Source organism: Bacteroides cellulosilyticus DSM 14838, from assembly GCF_000158035.1.
Classification (GTDB): domain Bacteria; phylum Bacteroidota; class Bacteroidia; order Bacteroidales; family Bacteroidaceae; genus Bacteroides; species Bacteroides cellulosilyticus.
This window is the reverse complement of sequence record NZ_EQ973486.1, coordinates 167,475-187,057: the sequence shown is the minus strand read 5'-3', so window position 1 is coordinate 187,057 and position 19,583 is coordinate 167,475. Positions and strand designations below refer to the sequence as shown.

Sequence of the window (19,583 nt, the reverse complement as noted above, 5' to 3'; positions counted from 1 at the left end):
CAATATGCCCCTTTCTGGTATTTCTTACCATGCACTATTCTCTTCGATAATAATCCCTTCCTGTTTCCATTTCTTCAAGAATGCATCCAATACATTCAGAAAACGATTGTAATCCTTATTAGAAGATTGAGTCCAACCGGCTTCAGCATAGGCAGCCAAGCGCGGATAGATTTTCAAGTTCATACTGTTCACCGTCGGGATAAACTCTCCCCACATCTGACAGCCCAGCCCAAGTACCTTACCCTTTTGTTTCTCTGTCAGACCTTCCGGCACAGGATTAAAATTATAAGCTTTCTCCAGTGGAATAGCTTCATAAGTATAGTCCAGATAAGTATACGAATGATAGGAATTTACCACGTCATATCCTTTCTCTATAGCTTCCTTGATTAATTTAGGATCTCCTTTCCAGCAATGCACGATTGTTCCCGGAGCCAACTTTTGCTTTCCTTTCGTATCTGTTTCCGATTGAAACTCATGCAGTTTATCACCGGTTATTTCATTCCAACCCATCATCCGACGACCTTTAGAAGCCAATATATTAGACACATTGTTTGTGAAGAACACTTGTAATTCGGCAGGAGTCCTCAAATCATTCTTCCTCATATATTCCCGAACAAGTGCGGACTCTTTCCATTGATTGTATCTCACTTCATCACCTCCAACATGGAATATAGGAGCCGGAAACAAACTTATCACTTCATCCATTACATCGTTCAAGAAGTGTATCACACGTGGATCAGCCACATTAAAGATATCATATTGCACTCCGAACTTACCAGGAACTTTGATTTGTTTTCCACTTGTCCCCAGCCAAGGGTAAGCGGCAATGGCGGCACTGGCATGCCCGGGCATCTCTATTTCCGGGATAACAGTAATATTCCTTTTCGCTGCATAATCTACTACTTCTTTAATCTCTTCCTGGGTATAAAAACCTCCATGGCGTCTACCATCATATCGATTGCTGCCAAAATGGTCTATTTCTGAAGAGTCACGCCATGCACCAATCTCCGTTAGTTTGGGGTATTTCTTTATCTCTATGCGCCAGCCCTGGTCGTCTGTCAAGTGCCAGTGGAAGACATTCATCTTCAATGCCGCCATCTCATCCAGCAAATCAAAAACGACCTCCTTCCCTTTAAAATAGCGTCCTTCGTCCAACATGAAAGCACGCCATGAGAAAACGGGATAATCCGTAAGAGTTGATTTCTGTACAATCAGCCTGCCGTCTTTTACTTTGAGAACCTGTCGGAATGTCTGGATAGCATTTAATATACCCGCAGGAGAATTGGCTTTAAGTACTATATTCCCAGAAGTAGCATCTAAGATATAACCTTCCGCCTGTTCTGGTAATACTGCCGGATCTAACTGTAATATAATATCTCCCTTTTTCTTATTTTTCTTTAATGTGGCCTGGACAGAGAAATCAGAAGACAAGTAACATTGGAGCAGTAATGCTTCATTTGCCAGTTCACCCGGATAAACAAGTGTCGGTTGCGTTTTTAGTTTCACCATTCCCGGTATATATTTGATATCCACTGGGTGAGGAAGCAGAGTGTACTCTTCAATAGAAGGAGCTTGGCAGGACGCCAAAAACAAGAAACAACAAAAGAGAATTAGTATATTTGATTTCATTGATGTGTATACTTAAATTATGGTTATATAGTATCCTTGACTGTTTTTATCGTAAAGACCAATATTGAATTAACATGGGGGCGTTAATATCACCTGACAAATGGCAATAGTTCAATGGTCTGATCAAGCAGACCGTTAACATAAGTACACAAAATACCGTTCTTATATTCCAACTTTAAACGTAACTCGGAGTATTTCTGCGGAACATACCATTTACCATTCGTACCACGTGGCATGATTGCCCAAGTATCAGCTGTTCCCAGCATATTGGTACTGGTATATACTTTTCTTTGATAACGTACCTCTGGTTTCATAGTATTGGCATTCAGATAATACCCCAGTTTTCCAAGTTGCAACAGACAACCACGATATTTTACCGTATCAGGCTTCAAGGTTACGGAAATTACAAAGTCTTCCTTAAAATCAAATTTAAAATCCTTAGCTTGTTCAACTGTCATCTCAATATTCTCAGTTTCAGTCTTAACAGGGAAACCTCGAAAATCGGAATGAATCGCAGTACAATACCCCAACGGATGTGTGGTACTTACAATCCAGTCATAGTAATTGCCATGCATCCATGTCAGCCGTAACGGAGTATCTTCCGAATCAGGAATAATATAGGGACGCACATTATTGTACCGGGAATTACGGGTAACAGCCTCAACGGCAACCACATCTCCCCCATCATTCAGCATATATTTCTGTATCTCATATTTCCGTCCATATTTGCCTTCTACGGGAACAGAACAATAAATCACATTTGTCTGTGCAGGATCAATAGTCATTCCGCCACTGTAGCACTTCTCGATATAAGAACTTTGATGAAAATGTCCGCCGGCATGAGCCAGAAAGTTCTTTTTCCATTCTTTTCCTGTCCAGTGGGCATAATAATAATTGTGTGAGGTTTTGTCTTCACTGATACGAACCATGGCAATAACAGGATTCCCCGGTTTGTCGATGGCTATCTGCCATACCCAGTCACGCTCTTCAGGACTATCTACCACCGTATAAGGATACTGTTCTACATACTCACTTCTTTTATTTATCTGAAACGGGCCATCGGCTATGGTCGAAAGCACATTTCCCTTCACATCTTCCAGTTGCAAAGTGTGTATATCGATATAATTGAAATATAAGAAATTTGGACTCTCCTGATCAGGATGTCCTGTAGTATAAGTGAAAAGAATCTTATCTTTTCCATTCGACGTATATTTGGCATAGGGACGCGCTCCGGTAGACTGTACCAATTGGTAAGGTCCCCACTCCACGTTTATATTATCTTTTTTATCCGGTAGGGATAACTTGGCAATCGTAGGATGCCAGCCTATTCCACGCCAGCAAAGATAGATGTGATCCGGATCATCGGAAAGAATAAAGGGAGAAGGATAGGTGGTGTTATTCTCAGTGATAATTTTCTTCTCTTCTCCTAAAGTTGTAATGTCACCCGGTTCCCGCGAGATGCGATAGTAAAAACAACGTTCATCCGTATGGCGCGAATAGAATATCATGACACGCTCATCAGGCAGTATCAGGAAAGTCGGGTTATCATGATCATCCGGCTGGAAGCAGGAACGGATAAGGACTTCTTTCTGCTGCTTTTTATGAAAATCATATTGCATGGCTTTTATATTTCCATGAGTATCAATGTAGCCGATATAGGTTCGGTCTATACTGCCATCTTTACTTTTATAATGCAAGGCACGAGGATCGGCAAACCAACACCAGGCACCTTTATCCGTCACCTGATATCCTTCATTGACGATAGGCGCATCTTCGATGAAACGTACCATTTCACAAGCAGCCAATAAGAAAGCACCTACACCAAAATTGGCAGTAGAATTAGCATCCACCACTTGTCCGGGGATAGCTTTCTCACCAATAGGTTGTACATAGCCTACATGCCCATTCGGTTGCAAAGCCACTGTAGCAAGATATTCCCATGCTTTCAATACTACCGATTCATAAGTTTCTCTATCCAATAAATCATTATTGACGCCCCACAGCAGACCATAGGTGAAGAAAGCTGTTCCACTGGTTTCCGGCCCGGGAGCATGTTGCGGATCGAGCATGCTTCGGGTCCAATAGCCTTCCGGTTGCTGACAGGCGACTACAGCTTTAGCCATTGTCCGAAAACGGTCGACATATTCTGACCGGTATTTATCATCTTGAGGCAAGTCCTTCAGCACTTTGGCCAATGCAGCCAGTACCCAGCCATCACCACGCGCCCAAAAGTCCTTTTTACCATTTACACTTTTATGTTTAGGATAGACATACTTCGCATCACGATAATACAGACCAGCCTCTGCGTCATACATAATGCTATTGGCATATTCCCAGTACTCATGCAGCTTCTCCAAATAAAGCGGATTTCCGGTCACCTTATACAGTTTAGTCATAACGGGCATCACCATATAGAGTCCATCAGCCCACCACCAATAATCGGAGCGATCGGTACTCATTTCATATTCCATAACCTCGCGGGCACGGGCTATTTTCCGTTCGTCAGGCTCCACAGTATAAAGGTCGATATATGTCTGAAAACACACCTGATAATCGCCAAACAGAACATATTCATTACTTTCACCATAGCCGGATTTCCATTTAGACTTATCTTTGCTTCTGGCTCCCATCCACTGATTATGCCCAGCCCATGCTTCAGAATAATTGTAGTAAGCGGTATCCCCTGTCAGGAAATAAGCTTCCATGTTTCCGGTATGATAGGCAGCATGATCCCAGAATGACCAACTATGTTTAGGATGCGTAGTTTGCCAGTATCTGTTCACTTTATGGATAATACCGGACACATCGGACACCTTCGGAAGTTCGGTTGCTGCACACGGAAAATATCCGGAACAAAAAATAAGAGTCAGAAAAGCAAAAAACAGTCCTTTCATTGTTATTCTATTCATACTTGATTCTATATTGATTGATACAAATGAAAACGGGGTGATCTCAAGAAAAGAACGATCACCCCGTTCCTTATAATACCTATTGAAAAAATGCGAATTTACTACTCAGAAGAGCCGAAGCCCAATTTAGTTAGACAGGTTATCTTCGTCGGCTACAGCCTCCTGCCAGTTTCCCCACATCGGCACACTGTCATCATATTTGTCATAGCCATAATTCTGGCGTAGTTTTCCCAAACGATTGGCATCAATAGCTGATTGTGGAATAGGCAAATACAGATTACGCTTGTCAATGGTATATTTATGGTTCTTCACAATCAACTCCGGATTTTTATTATAGAATTCATTGTAATGCATAATGCGTTGATACCAATAACTTCCACCATTCGGGTCTGTACCTTCCTGTTTATCATAAGTATTCACATCATACGTATTTCCCCATTCATCCGGTTTTCCGCTTAGGGCAAGGCAATAAGACACACGACTCAATTCAAGATAGCGCCATTCTTCCAGATACAATTCACGTGCACGCTCATCCATGATATCTCCAATGGTTACAGTTGTGTAAAGCTGTTTGCACTGAGCTCTCTCCCTCACTTTGTTTACATCCAGAGCAGCACCGGCAGGATCGCCATTATAAAATTTTGCTTCAGCACGCAGCAAATAAGCCTCTGCCAGACGGTAGCAATACCAGTCGGCTATGCCACTTGTAGTGGAGCTGCTGGAAGCGCCATTGAACTGTGTACTACTTTCTTTCGCCTCGGCATTCTGGTCCATTAAATAGATTTTATAGTGAGGCCATCCGAACCAGTCACGGATTGTATCCTTACACCAAGACTTCTGAAGATACTGACCATAATATTTGGAAGAAGGATTATTGACCCTGACAGAATCCATCATCATCCAGTTTCCGCTCTTTGTACTACGTCTCAAATCTCCCTCATCATCTACTCCATTCACTTCCCACATACCATATTGAGAGTAATAAGTAGGGTGCAAATAACCTGTACCACGACCTATGGAGCGATTATAGTCATATTTAGAGTCATAATTCTTATCGCTACGAGCAAAACTTTTCACAGCTTGTACTCCATTAGGGTCCAATAGATTACTCTTGTCATCCCACAATGGACCCAGAGCACGCATTGTATTGAAAGCAACAAAAGAATTCGATGAACCGATACCGCGATTAGGCATACCCAGTATCACTTCTTTATTTTCGGCTATCAACTTATTTTCAGGTCGGTGCAAATCCCAGATCACATTGCGTTGAATAGGCCACGTTTCTGTATTGAAAGGAGTGACAAAAGTACCAAAGGTATTCGTCATCAACGAATAACCGGAGTTATCTATCACTTCATTCAGCTGCTGAATAGCCTTCTCCCACTGTCCGGTTGCCAGATAAAGTTTAGAAAGTAACATGCGGCAAGCTCCCTTATTGACCAGACCGATCTCTTTCATATCCTTTTGTTCCGGAACCCACTGTACGGCAAATTCCATATCCTCAACCATCTTCGCAAGAATGGCCTCACGGGAAGTTGTTTTATAGTCGAACTTCGGACCTTCTATAATCTTTGTCACCAATGGGACATCCTTAAACATAAAGACCAATGACAAATAACGATATGCCCGATGAAAATAAGCCCAACCAATGTATTTATTTCTGGAAGCTTCGTCCATATCCTTAATTTTGCCGATATAGCTGGTTATTGTATTAGCTGATTTTATACCTGTATAAGTTTCACCCCAGAAATACGAGAACTGATTCACTTCGCTGCCTCCGCCGCCCATTCCGTCCGAAGGAGTCAGGCGTTCGGATGGATCTGCCCAGATAGTACTCTGATCTGTTTTTCCGGCAACAGCTAAATCGGTATGCATAAACAATGTATAGAAAGGAGTTACCAGATTGGCAGCTTGATAATAGGTCCAGTAATTGCGCAAGTGTCTATCCAGCGTAGCTACAACAGAGCGCAATCCGGCTTCAGTAGTAAAGGTTTGTTCAGGTTCATAGAATGAAAGCGGGTCCGGTTTCAGGAAGTCTTCTGAACAAGAAGAACACAACACACCGACAGCAATCATACCTATCAATGCTATATTTTTTATCTTTTTCATATCCGTTATGTAATTAAAGAGTTAAAGTTAATCCAATATTAAAGGTTCTCGGAGCCAAACCACCGGTTTCAGGGTCCCAGTATTTCCAGTCTTTAGCCCAGACTGCAACATTCTTGATGCTTCCGCTAATAATCGCCTTTTCTATACTCCAGCGTGAAATGAACTTCTTGGGCAGTTTATAGGCAAGTGAAATGTTGTCCAGACGAATGAATGAACGATTATGTAATTTGCCCGGTGTAGTCACTCCCGACGGACCTTGTGCATCTAAGCGTCCATATTCATTGGTCGGATTATCTACAGTCCAATATCCCTTCTTAGCATATACATTCTGACCATTCGTCACTTTTGAGCCTGCATTATCTTTATTCAGGTAATCTGTTTCCAGACTCTTATGCCCCATCTTTGAATAAATATTGAATGAGAAAGTTAGATCTTTGAAGAAAGTAAATTCATTACGCATAGACCAATTCACTTTCGGACTGCTTTGTCCCAGGAATTGCTTGTCATCATTGTCATACACGATAGTAACACTACCGTCTGCATTTACTTTATCATTATCAGGATTGTTCCATACCTTAGGGTCACCCGGACGCTGTCCATACTTGGCAGCTTCTTCCACTTCATCTTTCTGCCAGATACCGGTTACTTTATAATCCCAGATAGCCCCAATAGGCTGTCCGATAAACCATTTATTGGAAATATCATCTCTTTCTTTAGTACCTATTACTTCACCTTGAGCATTAAGCACATTTTCATACTCATAATACAGATGCTTGATTTCATTCTTATTGAATGAAAAGCCTATCGTAGTATTCCATTCCAGCACATCATTTTTAATATTTGTTGTACTTAATGAGATTTCCACACCACGGTTCTGCACCTCTCCCAAGTTGGTAGTGACTGAACCAAAACCGGAAAATCCGGGTAAGGACTGATTCATAATCATCTGTGTAGTAGGCATGTGATAATACTCAACACTACCACTGATACGGTTATTCAGAAAGCCAAAATCTAAACCAATGTTCCAGGCAGTGGTCTTTTCCCATTGCAGATGCGTATTGGCCAGACGGTTCATTGTAAAGTAACGATATTCTGTCGTATTACCACTTGCGTCTACATAACCATAAGTACCTCCGGTACCTGAGCCCAGGTCGGCAAGAGCAATATAGGGATTAGCCAATGAACGGTTACCATTCTGTCCCCAAGAAAATCTCAGCTTACCGAAACTCATCGGTTCCCAATTGAAAAATTTCTCATTTGTAGAAAGTCCATCCGAAGGCGGTTGAATAGAAAGTTGCACGCGGATTGGAAGTACCAAAAGCTGAATAACCGTCGCGGCGTATAGAGCCGGTAAACATATATCGGTCATCATACGAGTAGAACAGGCGTGCAAGCATACCGTCAGCGGTTTCATGTCCATCATCCGAACTGAAAGCACTGGATTCTTTGTCACCTGCTTTTACATAATGGAAGCCCAAAGCATCAGTCGGTTGTAAGTTGTTGGCACTCAAATTGTCACCCCATGAACGTCGTTCTTCAGCTTCCTGTACTAGTGTCACTGTAAAATGGTGCTTCTCAAGAAAAGTTTTATCCCAAGTCAAAGTGTTGTTCAGTGACCAGTCAAAACGCTTACCATTGTTACGGCTTGCCGACCCTGCCGTTACATCAGGATCTTTTGAAGACTGAAAAGAACGGTAATAGTACCACTGGTAACGCGGTGCTATATTGAAGGCATAAGTGATGCCGAACGGTAACGTCAATTTGGCATTCAAAATAGTATTAAGTACTGTATAACCCGACTCACGTTCCTTAAATTGTTGTCTGTAATCATAGTTGTACCCCGTATTTCCTGAAACATTTCCCATCGGAAAGCGCTCCAATTCTCCATTTTCATTCCGATAAGAAGCAAATGGGCTGTTTTCAGTGATCTGCTTGCCCCAGTCTACCGTAGTATCCCCATCGGTACGCTCTTGGAAGTTGACATTAGCGCCTACTTCAAACCAGTTGGTAACTTTTGCATTCACTTTCATGTTAGAACGGAAAGTGGTATAATCATTACCTACTGCCACTCCTTCATTATCCATATATCCCAGAGAGAAATAGTAATTCACACGATCGGTAGCGCCAGACATGCTCACGTTGTAATTCTGGTTGAGACCTGTACGAAAAGAATGATCGTACCAATCAAAAGTTTGTCCCAAGAGAAAATTGGCAAGGCTATTTCCCTGTAAACCAAGCCTAGTGGCTCCCCATACTTCTTGGTCGGAAATGTCCGAACCCGCATTGGTATATGCACGCCATTGGTCAAGGGTAATACCGTATTTATTCAGATTTTCCTGTGTGGGAGCATCATAATATCCTGCAGGGTATTTTTTCTTATCCGCCTGATACTCTTCATAAGCACCAGTTTCAGGGTTTACACCGTATGTACCTGCAACATACCAATCGCGGCGATACTTCAAATAACCTTCCCCATCATAAACATCACGGTTAGCTCCCATTGTAGAAAAGCTCCAGTTGGTACTGAAATTAATCATCGGTTTACCATTTTTTCCTTTCTTGGTAGAAACAATAATAACACCATTAGCAGCTTTTGCCCCATACACAGCAGCGGCAGAAGCATCTTTCAATACATCAATTTGCGCAATGTCATCCGGATTGAGTTCGGAAAGTTCTCCATAAAACATCATGCCATCAAGAATAATCAGCGGATCATTATGCCCACCGTCTGTATAAAGTGAACGTTGACCACGAATTTGAAGAGAACCACCACCTTTCGCAGAAGCATCCATACCCACATTCAAGCCCGGTGTACCACGTAGTACATCCTGTACTGTCTTGGGTGCCTCGTTAGCAAGATTGTCCGGACGAATCTGAATGACAGAACCTGTCAAATCCTTTTTACGCATCGTACCATAACCCACTACAACCACTTCGTCCAACATCTCAGTATTCTCCTGCAATACTATATTTAAAGGTTTTCCTGAAATGGCTTTCACACTGGCCGTCTGATAACCGATAAATGAGATTTCAATAGTTGCATTAGCAGGAACACTCAATCTGAAGTTTCCATCAATATCGGTTATCACACCATTGGATGGATCTCCTTTTTCTTTCACGCTGGCTCCAATCACAGGTTCCCCCGTTGCGTCTTTCACAATACCAGTAATGGTCTGTTTCTGTTGTTGCACTGTCTGTACGACATTAACATCATCTTCGGCAAATACCGCCAAAGGATGAATACCGACGAAACCTACACAGATTAGCAAGGCTGTTATCGCCTTTCGATTTCTTTTGAATCTAAACGAATTCTTTTTCATCGTCTTTTAAAATTTATTAGATAATTAAGGTGACTAATTCAACAAGATGCATATATGTTCTTTGTTCTAAATCGTTAGCCAAAAGTAGGTGGATATAAGGAATAAGAGGATGAATCATTACCGGGAAAGGGTTATAAACGCCTTATAAGCAGGTTTCCGGTAATAATTCACCCTCCTATTACTCACTTTTTCGGAAGTTTGCTCCATATATTATTTCATTAATTCTAAAAACATATGAGAGCATACCTTATTGACAATCCATTCATGAATCCGGTTACAGAAAAACTGGAAGTCATAATACTTCCTTCGACTCTTTACGAAGATATTACAGGCTATATTACCCAATTGCTATCAAAAACAAATGCATTGTCTGCACAAATGCAGAACCAATCGAAGTATCAAAGAATTGCGCCCAATCCATCCGAGCAAGCATTCCTTAAACAAATACTTGCTGCTATCGAGAAACATATGGATAATCCGGATTTATCCATGCCACTCCTGCAAGCAGAAATCCATATATCCAGATCCATGCTCTATCGAAGAGTGAAAGCATTGACCGGATTGTCACCCAGTGAATTTATTTGTAATGTCCGCATGAAGAAAGCATGCAGCCTATTGTCGGAAAGGCAATACAATATATCAGAAGTAGCTTATAAGGTTGGCTTTAACGATCCGAGATATTTCAGCCAATGTTTCAAAAAGAAATTCGGTAAAGCCCCCTCTACCTTCAGACGGTGCGGAATAATAATATAGCGATAGCACTACCGTTATTATCCGGTAATACTATCGCTATATTTTGTTTCAGATAAAAAATCAATTCTTCATATCTTCAAAGAATCGATGAATGGCATCCTTACTGACTACCTTCAGTACAGCAGCCCCATCCCCAACAATTACCGTATCGAAAAGGAAAGACAAACTATCAAATCCCATTGGGTCTTTACTTATACATGAATAGTAATAAGCGGAAGCATCCTTGGCACTTTTATCGGCAGGTTTTCCTATGAAATTTCCTAGATAGTAATTGCCATCAAAGATGTTATTTGTGGATTTGGTAAGACGAATCTCCGATTCCTGAGGAGCAAAAAAGATATTTTCTTTAAATATAGTGTTATTAGCATATCCATCCCATGAATCAGATGTAATGATACTACGGTCTATGAACGAAGCCGTCTTAGGATTAACATGCAGGATATTATTGTTTATCAGCGTATTCTCACAAGGTCCACCGATATGAATAGTAGCAGAAAATATACCACTGCGTGTGGCACGTGGACGAATAGCATCATTAATGCTCACATTGTACTGTACTACCGTACCCTGATTGCCTACTCCACCGTCTGTCCCGGAATTACAAATTAAAACCATCCCCCCATCATTATCATGACTAAAATTATATTGAATGGTCGTATTATGGCAATTATAATCGGAATCAAAGCCTTGTGCATCCCAAGGGGCTTTATGGTCACTCACTTCATTAAACTGAAGAACACTGTTGTCGCAACTCCATGGCCAGAAACCGGCAGCAGCTTCGCTATGCGGTAGTGTTCCCGGACAATTACGCATCAAGTTATATTCTATCAGTGCTCCTTCACAGCCTATCGGAACAATACCGTCACCGGGAACTTCTTCTATCAAGTTTTTACGAACAACAGTATTGGTACTGGGATGCCAATTATTACGGCTGCTATAGGAAGACCAAATCATGCCATTCCTCTCACAACGGCGAATGATGCAATTCTCAATGGTCAATCCATCAAAGGTCGATATTACATCTTGTCCTTTATTCACAATTAAAATGCCAGAACCACCTCCTTCCTGCTTGATTAAGCTACCATTTACATCATGGATTTCCAATGCATTGAGTATGATGTTATGAGATACACCGTAATTCTCACACAGCACTTTTACACCCGTGCGGTGTGCCAGCCGTTCTGTACCAGTATTTACCACTTCAAGGTTCTGTAGTGTAAGGTAGTCCGAGTTCTGTACTAATATTGTATATAGTGAAGCGTCCGGTGCTTTGATACATGGTTTTCTACCGATACCGTAAGCATCTATAATAACCCGTTTATCAGCCTTCCCCTTCGCTGAGAGTTCCAAAATGCCGATAAAAACAGACCCTCTTCGAAATAGTAACGAATCTCCTGCACGAAGCTGAATATCTTTCAACCTCTCCAGACTTTTCCAAGCTGTTTGTTTACTCAATCCATTAGCATCGTCGTTACCTTGCAAGGCATCTACATAATAATTTTTTTCCAGTCTTGGCACTGCTATCACAAACACAGAAAAAGGTGCATGCAAAGACAAGCAGCAATGTTGCCGTTTTTAGTTTAATCATAGTTTCCTTCTTTAAATTCATATTTATATTTAGAATTAATTCACGTCCTCAAAAGTAGAGGAATATAAATAAAAAGAAGGAGAACTATTACCGGAAAAGAGAGACTGATGGTTCAAAAAGGTACTTTCTCGCTAATAAATTCAATTCTCATACTTCATCATGTATTCTGTAGGAGACAGTCCGAACTTCTTCCTGAAACAAAGACTGAAATATTTAGGATCATTGAATCCCACGGCATAAGCCAGATCTGAAATACGGATTTTCTTCTTTTCATCTATCAAACGACATGCAGCTTGCAGACGAACATTATTGATAAATCCAGAAGGAGTAAGCCCCGTCAATAACTTCAACTTATCAGCCAGAGTAGTTCTCGCCATTCCCATCTCTGCCAAGAATTGTGCATGTTCAAAATTACAATCATCCAAATGTGCATTCACACAATCCACTGCTTTTTGGATAAAAGCCTCATCCATAGAAGTAAAATTCAACTCTTTAGCTTCGAACACTAATTGCTTACGAAAATCTATTCCCATACGGTTACTCTTCTTCAACAAATTGTCTATCTTGGCTAATAAAACAGACAAGCGGAGTGGTTTGCAGATATAACCGTCTGCCCCCGATTCATACCCCATTACCTGATCCTCATCAGTTATCTTGGCCGTCAACAAGATGACTGGAATATGGCAAGTTTCAAATTTCTCTTTAATCCTGCGACATAATTCTATTCCATCCATTTCAGGCATCATGATATCCGAAACAATCAGATTCACTTCTTCTTTTTCAAGCACAGCCAATGCCTCTACCCCGTTTCTTGCCTGTAAGATATGATATCTGCCCTGCAACAAACGGACCATAGACGACAAAAGATCCTCATTATCTTCTACCAGCAATAAAGAGGAACTACCCGGTTCTCTTTCAGCCATATCCGTAGCAACTGCTTCTTCTACTTCACCAATAGGCAGAACATTATAAGCTGCATACTCCATACTTTCATCAATTTCCTCTTCTTTGAATGCCTCCCGCCGCACAGGTATTTGTACCACAAATGTATTGCCTTCCTCTTTATTGCTAAAGGCATGGATAGTGCCATGATGCAATGCCACCAGATCTTTTGTCAATGAAAGGCCGATGCCGGTACCAATAGTATGGAACTTCCGATATTCACCTTCATAGAACCGTTCGAACAAATGTGCCAGTTTTTCTTCCGGAATACATTCTCCCGGATTGTTGACAGTGATTTTCAGTAATCCGGTTTCTTCATCATAAGACTGACACAGGGTTATGGCACCTCCTTCAGGAGTATATTTAGCAGCATTAGAAAGCAGGTTATATATAATCTTATCCAACTTATCTACATCGAAATATCCAGAACACTCTTCGGTCGCCTCCAAAGAAATAGATAATTTTTTCTTCTTTACCAAAGGAGCAAAAGCCAAAACGGAGTTTTTCAGGAATAAGCTGATATTACCACAAGAAACTTTCAACTTCAACTTTCCGTTTTCTACCTTTCTGAATTCAAGAATCTGCTGGATCAGTCTGATTAAGCGGGAAGTGTTGTTCTCCATAACCTGAAGAAGCCGCGAACTACTTGGTATTTCTTCCTTTAGTTCATCCACAGAGGCTGAAATTATAGATAAAGGAGTGAGTAGTTCATGTGTGATATTAGTAAAGAATTGCAGTTTGGCGTGATTGATTTCTTCTATCTTCTGGCGCTCAATTTTCCCCATTGCTATGGCTTGTCTCATACGAATGCGATTACGTACCATTCTATAGAAATAGTAGGTAATCGCCAGTATGCACAATACGTATACCGTATAAGCATACCAACTTTCATACCAGGCCGGAAGGCGGTTAAGGCTGATCTCAACCACATGGTCACTCCACAAACCATTTCCATCTGTAGCCTTTACCTGAAACACATATTTACCTTTACTCAACTTATTATAGAAAGCTGAGTTTTTTCCTGCCGACAAATATATCCACTCTTTATCTATTCCGGATAAGCGATATGCATATCGTATCCGCGAACTATTCTGATAGTCTAAAGATGAAAACTGTATCTCAATATTTTGTTCTTCCGGATATATATCAACAACTTTCAATGATTTACCCGGCCGTTTATTATCCAGTAGAATGCTCCGTCCCATAATCCGTATATCAGTTATAAGAATATCTTTGGGTTGGGAAATATTGTCCAGACGTTGAGAAGGAGAAATAGATAATATACCAGGAATACCACCAAAGTAAAGTTGCCCGTCAGCATCTTCAAACACAGACTGGGGAAGAAAACGGTTGAAACCAATATTCTTACTGGATGCATAGAAACTTCTGTAAGCTCCATTCTTAGGATTAAATTCCTTGACCTCCCTACTGGTTGTTATCCATACATGATGAAAACGATCCACTATGATATTGCTAATCTTGTCTCCGTTTACTCCACATGCCGTATTATAATCTTCAAAAGAGCCGGTTTCAGAATCAAATAACATAATACCTCCTTTATCAGTCCCCAGCCATAATTTATTATGATCTGCAGCTACACATAGAAAAGAATAAGGGGCAGAATATTCTGTCATATGCCTTTCCCTGTCAATCCTGATGAGACCTTTATTTTTTACAATACCCCAGATAATACCATCCTCTGTTTGAGCCAAACCTTTGATAACACCTATATTATCAGAAGCAAGCTCCAACTTCTCACTTTCTATCTGGTAGATAAACAAATGATTACCTGCTGCAATCCAAAGGTTACCGTCATTATCTTCAAATAAATAATTGATAACATCATAGGTCTTTGATACCGAAAACAAATTCACCCTACGTTCTATTTCTATCTCCATATTATTCTGGCTCAAGCCATATAATTCACAGCTACTTTGCGGTACTACCCATACCAGCCCTTGTTTTTTTGATTTCAGCAAATAAGAAAGTACCAGAAATGGACTGTCACTGACTGCTTTCGAACTGGTATAACATTCGATTTTATCTTTCTCCGGTTGATAAATACAAAGTCCGAGACGTCTTTGGAAAACCCAAAATATTCCTTTCTCATCCTTACACAGATTTTCAAAAATTGGTGTCCACTTTATTTGTTTTTCCAATGGGGCGATATTGTATTCATGCAAATTATCCTCATCAAAATAGATGATAAAGTTGTGATTATCCAGAGAAGTCACCCAAAGATTGCCATCCCTATCTTTAATAATACGCTTTAATGCTTTGTTGTATTGCGGCAAAAACGTTGAGGTATCTACCTGCTTCAACAGTCCACCCGTTGTGACCTGATAGGCAAATAAGTCACTCCATGATATTGTCCAAATATAGTTGTTCACATCATCTTGCACAAGATGTAAAGCCGTCTTGGCTATTTGCCCGGCAGAATTCATAGGTAATGGTTGAGGAACATATTGCAATTCCTTAACAGAATTCAAGGGATCCAAACGAATAATCCCCTGTTGCCAGGAAGCCAGCCAATAATAGTCTTTCTCTCTATCTTGTATAAGATCACTTATCCTATCAGTATAAGGGAAGAATAGTTCAAATTCATCCTTTTGCTTATTCCATTTATGTAATCCTTTACCAGATATAGAGAGCAACAGTTGATGTTTTCTATCTTCATACAGTACATACTCCTCTCCCGGACCCGTAGAACATTGCAATGAGTATATTTTCAGAATCTCTCCTTCTGGCGAAAGTCGGAACGTTCTTCTATAGACATTTATCCATATAGAGTGATCTGAGGTCACTATGATTCCCTCTATATTGATATCCTTAAGCTCTGCGATATCCGCAGATGCAATAGTGTAAGTTTGTTTATTTAAGATATATAACCCCTTATCAGTTCCAATCCAGATATTGTGTGTGATACTGTCTTCTCCCAGACAAGTGATCACATTACTTGGCATCATATCCGGATCTTTAAAGTCAGACCTGAATGTATGGATATTATAACCATCATCACGACATAATCCTTCCGCTGTACCATACCATATATACCCTTCAGAATCCTGAAAAATGGTATTGATGACATTCGTGGACAATTTATCTATATGGGGAATATCCTTAATCTGTATATTCCGGGCATTCATATAAAGAGATAGCCCAAGAAAACCAAAGAATGTTACCATTCTTACAACATATGAGAAAAAAGGTGCTTTTCTTAACATAATACAAGATTTTTATGCTGCAAATATATAAATTATGCAAGCATAAAAGTACATTTGGAAGAAAAACGTCTATTCTTCAAAAAGCCATCGCCTCTTTCACTAAGCACATTTCATGATAGGAAGTCAGTTTTTCCAATAATAAAAATCTCTGGATTATGAAATAGATACCCTATTCATTCCGGGTATTCCCGAAAGCCTCACGGATATGGTCAATGCCAAAACACTATCATGGATTAAGAGACAATCTACATTAGCACTGATTGAATTACTCCATCAGATTACAGACAACGTTTCAGAACCGTATAGCAAAATGGCGTTTTTTTACAAGCGTATGCAAAATCCAAACGCTATTTTTGCAAACCCAATGAAGCGATATGAATATACAGGAAAAGAAGTTGGTCACTCATATTCTTAATTTCGTCATAAGGAATCTGTAGGTTGGTCTACAAACTTTTTACGGAAAGACTATTCGGCTTATCTTTGCATCAAACGAAGTGCTTCCAGAAAGACTAAACAGACTAAATAACATAAGTGGTATTAAATAAGTTATCGCAATGACAGACAATATTTTAATCTTCCGGACTTCTATAGAAAAGAGGCGGGAAATAAAGAAAATAGAAAAGTTATTCACCCAATATCCGCAGATCCACGTATGGAACGTAGACTTTGAAGATTGGGAGAAGATACTGAGAATTGAATGTCAAGGGATAACCCCGACTGATATCTCGGACGCACTGAGTACAATTGATATCTGCGCAACAGAGTTAGAATAAGGTAGAAGTTATTCCAAGAGCTGCTACCGAAGCACACTAAACAAGCGAATTACTATTTATCTCAAACTTACCGACAGGCCCCTGAAAGGAGCTCAAACAGTTGCTTCCGTTTTACCGGCTTAGGCAAGAAAGCATTACATCCGGCATCCATAGCACTGGCGCGGTCAGTATCGAAAGCATTCGCTGTAAGTGCTACAATCGGGATGTCACTATTGAACTCCCGAATCTTCCGAGTAGCTACCAAACCGTCCATAACGGGCATTTTCAAATCCATAAGTACGAAATCAAACTTCCCATTGCGAATCTCCTCAACAGCCTCTACACCATTGGTCACCCGTAACAAGTCGTAATCCTTAAGAATACTCCGCACTAACAAGAAATTGCTGTCGTTATCTTCAGCCACCAGAATTCTGAGTTTCCTGTCACTGCCTTCGCTAAACACCGGACGACGGTTTGGAAGAGTTGTTTCCGGGCAACCTACGTCTCCATGCTGAAAAATCTCACACGGAACCCATGCCCAAAAGGTCGATCCAATCCCCTGTTCAGAAGTGAATCCGATCTCTCCACCCGCAGCTTCAACAATTGCCCGGGAGATTGCCAATCCAAGTCCTGTACCTTGAACAAATTCATTCAACTTCTGGAAACGACCGAAAACCCGATCCTGTAGTTCTTTAGGGATCCCCGTCCCCGTATCCTCCACATAAAACCGAATTCCGTCTTTTTCAACCGAGTATCCCATTCTGATATATCCCGATCTGGTATATTTTACCGCATTAGTCAGGAAGTTCATCCATACCTGCTTAAGCCGGTTACTGTCGAGGAAAATCCAACATTCCGGACAAGGATTATCTTGGACCAACTCCACGTCAGCGTTCGGAATCTTCGACCGCATCATCACATAGAGTTCATTGCACAGTTGTGTCAGGTTAAACCGTTCACGTTTCCGATCAATAATTCCCGACTCAATCTTCGAAAGATCCAGAATGTCATTGATAAGTCGCAACAACAAGTCATTGTTGGACTCGATGATATGCCAATACTCCTTCTTTTCATCCGGGTCGTCACTGTCGACCAGCAATTCGGAGAACCCTACAATGGCATTCAGTGGTGTACGTATTTCATGACTCATATTGGCCAGAAATGCCGACTTCAACCGGTCGGAGAGCTCGGCCTTATCCTTCATCTCTTTCAGTTCCTGAGCCATTTTTTCCCACTTCGTATTGTTGAAAGCGATACCGGTATAGCGAATGACGTTTCCCTTCTTGTCACGTTCAGACGGAAGCCCGGTAACAATCAGTGTCTGCCAATCCTGATCCCATTTGGTACGGGAACGATACTGAAGCGAGAACTCCTTATACTGCCCGGCAGACATGCCGACTATATTTTCACGAACGCGTTCCGTATCCTCAGGATGGGCAGCTTTCAAATAATCCTCAGGCATAATTGCTTTTTCGGGATTAAAATCATTCACCGGATCATTGAATGACCGATATTGCCGGGTCTTCACATCGTAATCCCAATAGGACATACCCACAGTCTTGAAAGTCAGCTCCATCTTGTAGTTCCGTTCTTTAAGCTCCTCGTTCAATTGATGGAGTTTGGAAATATTCTGTCTAAAGCCGGTATAACGGATAACATCTCCGCTCTCTCCAAATTCGAAAGGAACGCCCGTAATATTGCAATATTGCCATGTATCATCATACCTGGTCTGAATACGGCAGGTGAGATTTATATTCATATTCCGCCCCAACAGCATAGATTGCAGCGCATCATTGACCAAAGACCTGTCTTCGGGATGAATCACATTCAAGTACTCTTCCAAAGATACCAACTTGTCAGAAGCATAATCGTTTACCGGATCATTGTAAGCTTCGAATGTTTGCATCTGCACGTTGAAATCCCAGTGAACTATATCGTTGACCTTCATGGCCAGTTCACGCTTAACTAAAAGATCTTGTGTCTTTTTTGCCATCTGGAGCTTTTCAGTTACATCCAGCAAGGTACCTACAATCTGCAATTTACCAAAATGCTCGGTCGAAAGCCGCATACGGCTCTCATAATGCCGGAATTCTCCTTCCTGTTCATTGAAAACACGTACTGTGAGCTGCCCCTGCAGGACCTCTTTGTTTATCAGCCGGGAAAATAGTTCCCTTAACGGAACGCAGTCCTGCGGATGAAGCATCGGTAACAATTGCTCCAAGGACATACCACTTTTGAAAACAGAGTTTCCATGCAAGATCCCGAACTCCATTTTGTACACGTCGTATACCCATGAGGACATATTCGCAGCCTCCATCGCCATCTCCAGGTTTTTCTTACTTTCTTCAGTCCGATAC

The 19,583-nt window shown here is 41.0% G+C and carries 8 protein-coding genes and 2 pseudogenes; 2 read left to right on the top strand and 8 right to left on the bottom strand.

Translation table 11 applies throughout. The features are described 5' to 3' along the window. Positions 1-24: 24 nt before the first annotated feature. The 5 genes and pseudogenes from BACCELL_RS00690 to BACCELL_RS00670 all read right to left on the bottom strand — a co-directional run bounded on the left by BACCELL_RS00690 (position 25) and on the right by BACCELL_RS00670 (position 9,967). Entirely contained in the window at positions 25-1,629 is a 1,605-nt protein-coding gene (locus tag BACCELL_RS00690) for a beta-N-acetylhexosaminidase (protein WP_007209546.1), read from the bottom strand. A gap of 89 nt (positions 1,630-1,718) precedes the next feature. Then, positions 1,719-3,419 carry a BNR repeat-containing protein gene (locus tag BACCELL_RS27720; RefSeq protein WP_044153147.1) on the bottom strand — a complete coding sequence of 567 codons (1,701 nt, stop codon included), beginning with the start codon at positions 3,417-3,419 and terminating at the stop codon, positions 1,719-1,721. Then, positions 3,405-4,523, bottom strand: a pseudogene (locus BACCELL_RS27715) (glycoside hydrolase family 88/105 protein); the annotation flags it as partial. The pseudogene BACCELL_RS27715 and the gene BACCELL_RS27720, both read right to left, overlap by 15 nt. 141 nt (positions 4,524-4,664) lie before the next feature. Further along, positions 4,665-6,647 carry a RagB/SusD family nutrient uptake outer membrane protein gene (locus BACCELL_RS00675; RefSeq protein WP_007209544.1) on the bottom strand — a complete coding sequence of 661 codons (1,983 nt, stop codon included), beginning with the start codon at positions 6,645-6,647 and terminating at the stop codon, positions 4,665-4,667. Positions 6,648-6,660: 13 nt separating this feature from the next. Continuing rightward, positions 6,661-9,967: pseudogene (locus BACCELL_RS00670) on the bottom strand (SusC/RagA family TonB-linked outer membrane protein). Between the two features lie 234 nt (positions 9,968-10,201). Here BACCELL_RS00670 and BACCELL_RS00665 point away from each other — a divergent pair. Next, a complete protein-coding gene (locus BACCELL_RS00665; protein ID WP_007209541.1) occupies positions 10,202-10,720 on the top strand; it encodes a helix-turn-helix domain-containing protein in 519 nt (172 codons plus the stop codon). A gap of 60 nt (positions 10,721-10,780) precedes the next feature. Here BACCELL_RS00665 and BACCELL_RS00660 read toward each other — a convergent pair whose 3' ends face one another. Both BACCELL_RS00660 and BACCELL_RS00655 read right to left on the bottom strand, forming a co-directional pair. Continuing rightward, a complete protein-coding gene (locus BACCELL_RS00660; RefSeq protein WP_248604782.1) occupies positions 10,781-12,238 on the bottom strand; it encodes a right-handed parallel beta-helix repeat-containing protein in 1,458 nt (485 codons plus the stop codon). 210 nt (positions 12,239-12,448) lie between these two features. Further along, positions 12,449-16,474 carry a response regulator gene (locus BACCELL_RS00655; RefSeq protein WP_081450784.1) on the bottom strand — a complete coding sequence of 1,342 codons (4,026 nt, stop codon included), beginning with the start codon at positions 16,472-16,474 and terminating at the stop codon, positions 12,449-12,451. Between the two features lie 554 nt (positions 16,475-17,028). On the opposite strand from BACCELL_RS00655, the gene BACCELL_RS00645 reads away from it, so the two are divergent. Beyond that, positions 17,029-17,247 (top strand): hypothetical protein, encoded by a 219-nt coding sequence (locus BACCELL_RS00645; RefSeq protein WP_007209537.1) that lies wholly within the window; start codon positions 17,029-17,031, stop codon positions 17,245-17,247. Positions 17,248-17,314: 67 nt separating this feature from the next. On the opposite strand, the gene BACCELL_RS00640 is transcribed toward BACCELL_RS00645, so the two are convergent. Beyond that, positions 17,315-19,583 (bottom strand): hybrid sensor histidine kinase/response regulator (locus tag BACCELL_RS00640; RefSeq protein WP_007209536.1); only part of this gene is annotated, 2,269 nt, incomplete at its 5' end.

Excerpts from the sequence above, each read along its gene's own strand:
- BACCELL_RS00645 (WP_007209537.1), top strand. The coding sequence starts at position 17,029 with ATGACAGACAATATTTTAATCTTCCGGACTTCTATAGAAAAGAGGCGG.
- BACCELL_RS00655 (WP_081450784.1), bottom strand. The coding sequence starts at position 16,474 with ATGTTAAGAAAAGCACCTTTTTTCTCATATGTTGTAAGAATGGTAACA.
- BACCELL_RS00690 (WP_007209546.1), bottom strand. The coding sequence starts at position 1,629 with ATGAAATCAAATATACTAATTCTCTTTTGTTGTTTCTTGTTTTTGGCG.
- BACCELL_RS00675 (WP_007209544.1), bottom strand. The coding sequence starts at position 6,647 with ATGAAAAAGATAAAAAATATAGCATTGATAGGTATGATTGCTGTCGGT.
- BACCELL_RS27720 (WP_044153147.1), bottom strand. The coding sequence starts at position 3,419 with ATGGTACGTTTCATCGAAGATGCGCCTATCGTCAATGAAGGATATCAG.
- BACCELL_RS00665 (WP_007209541.1), top strand. The coding sequence starts at position 10,202 with ATGAGAGCATACCTTATTGACAATCCATTCATGAATCCGGTTACAGAA.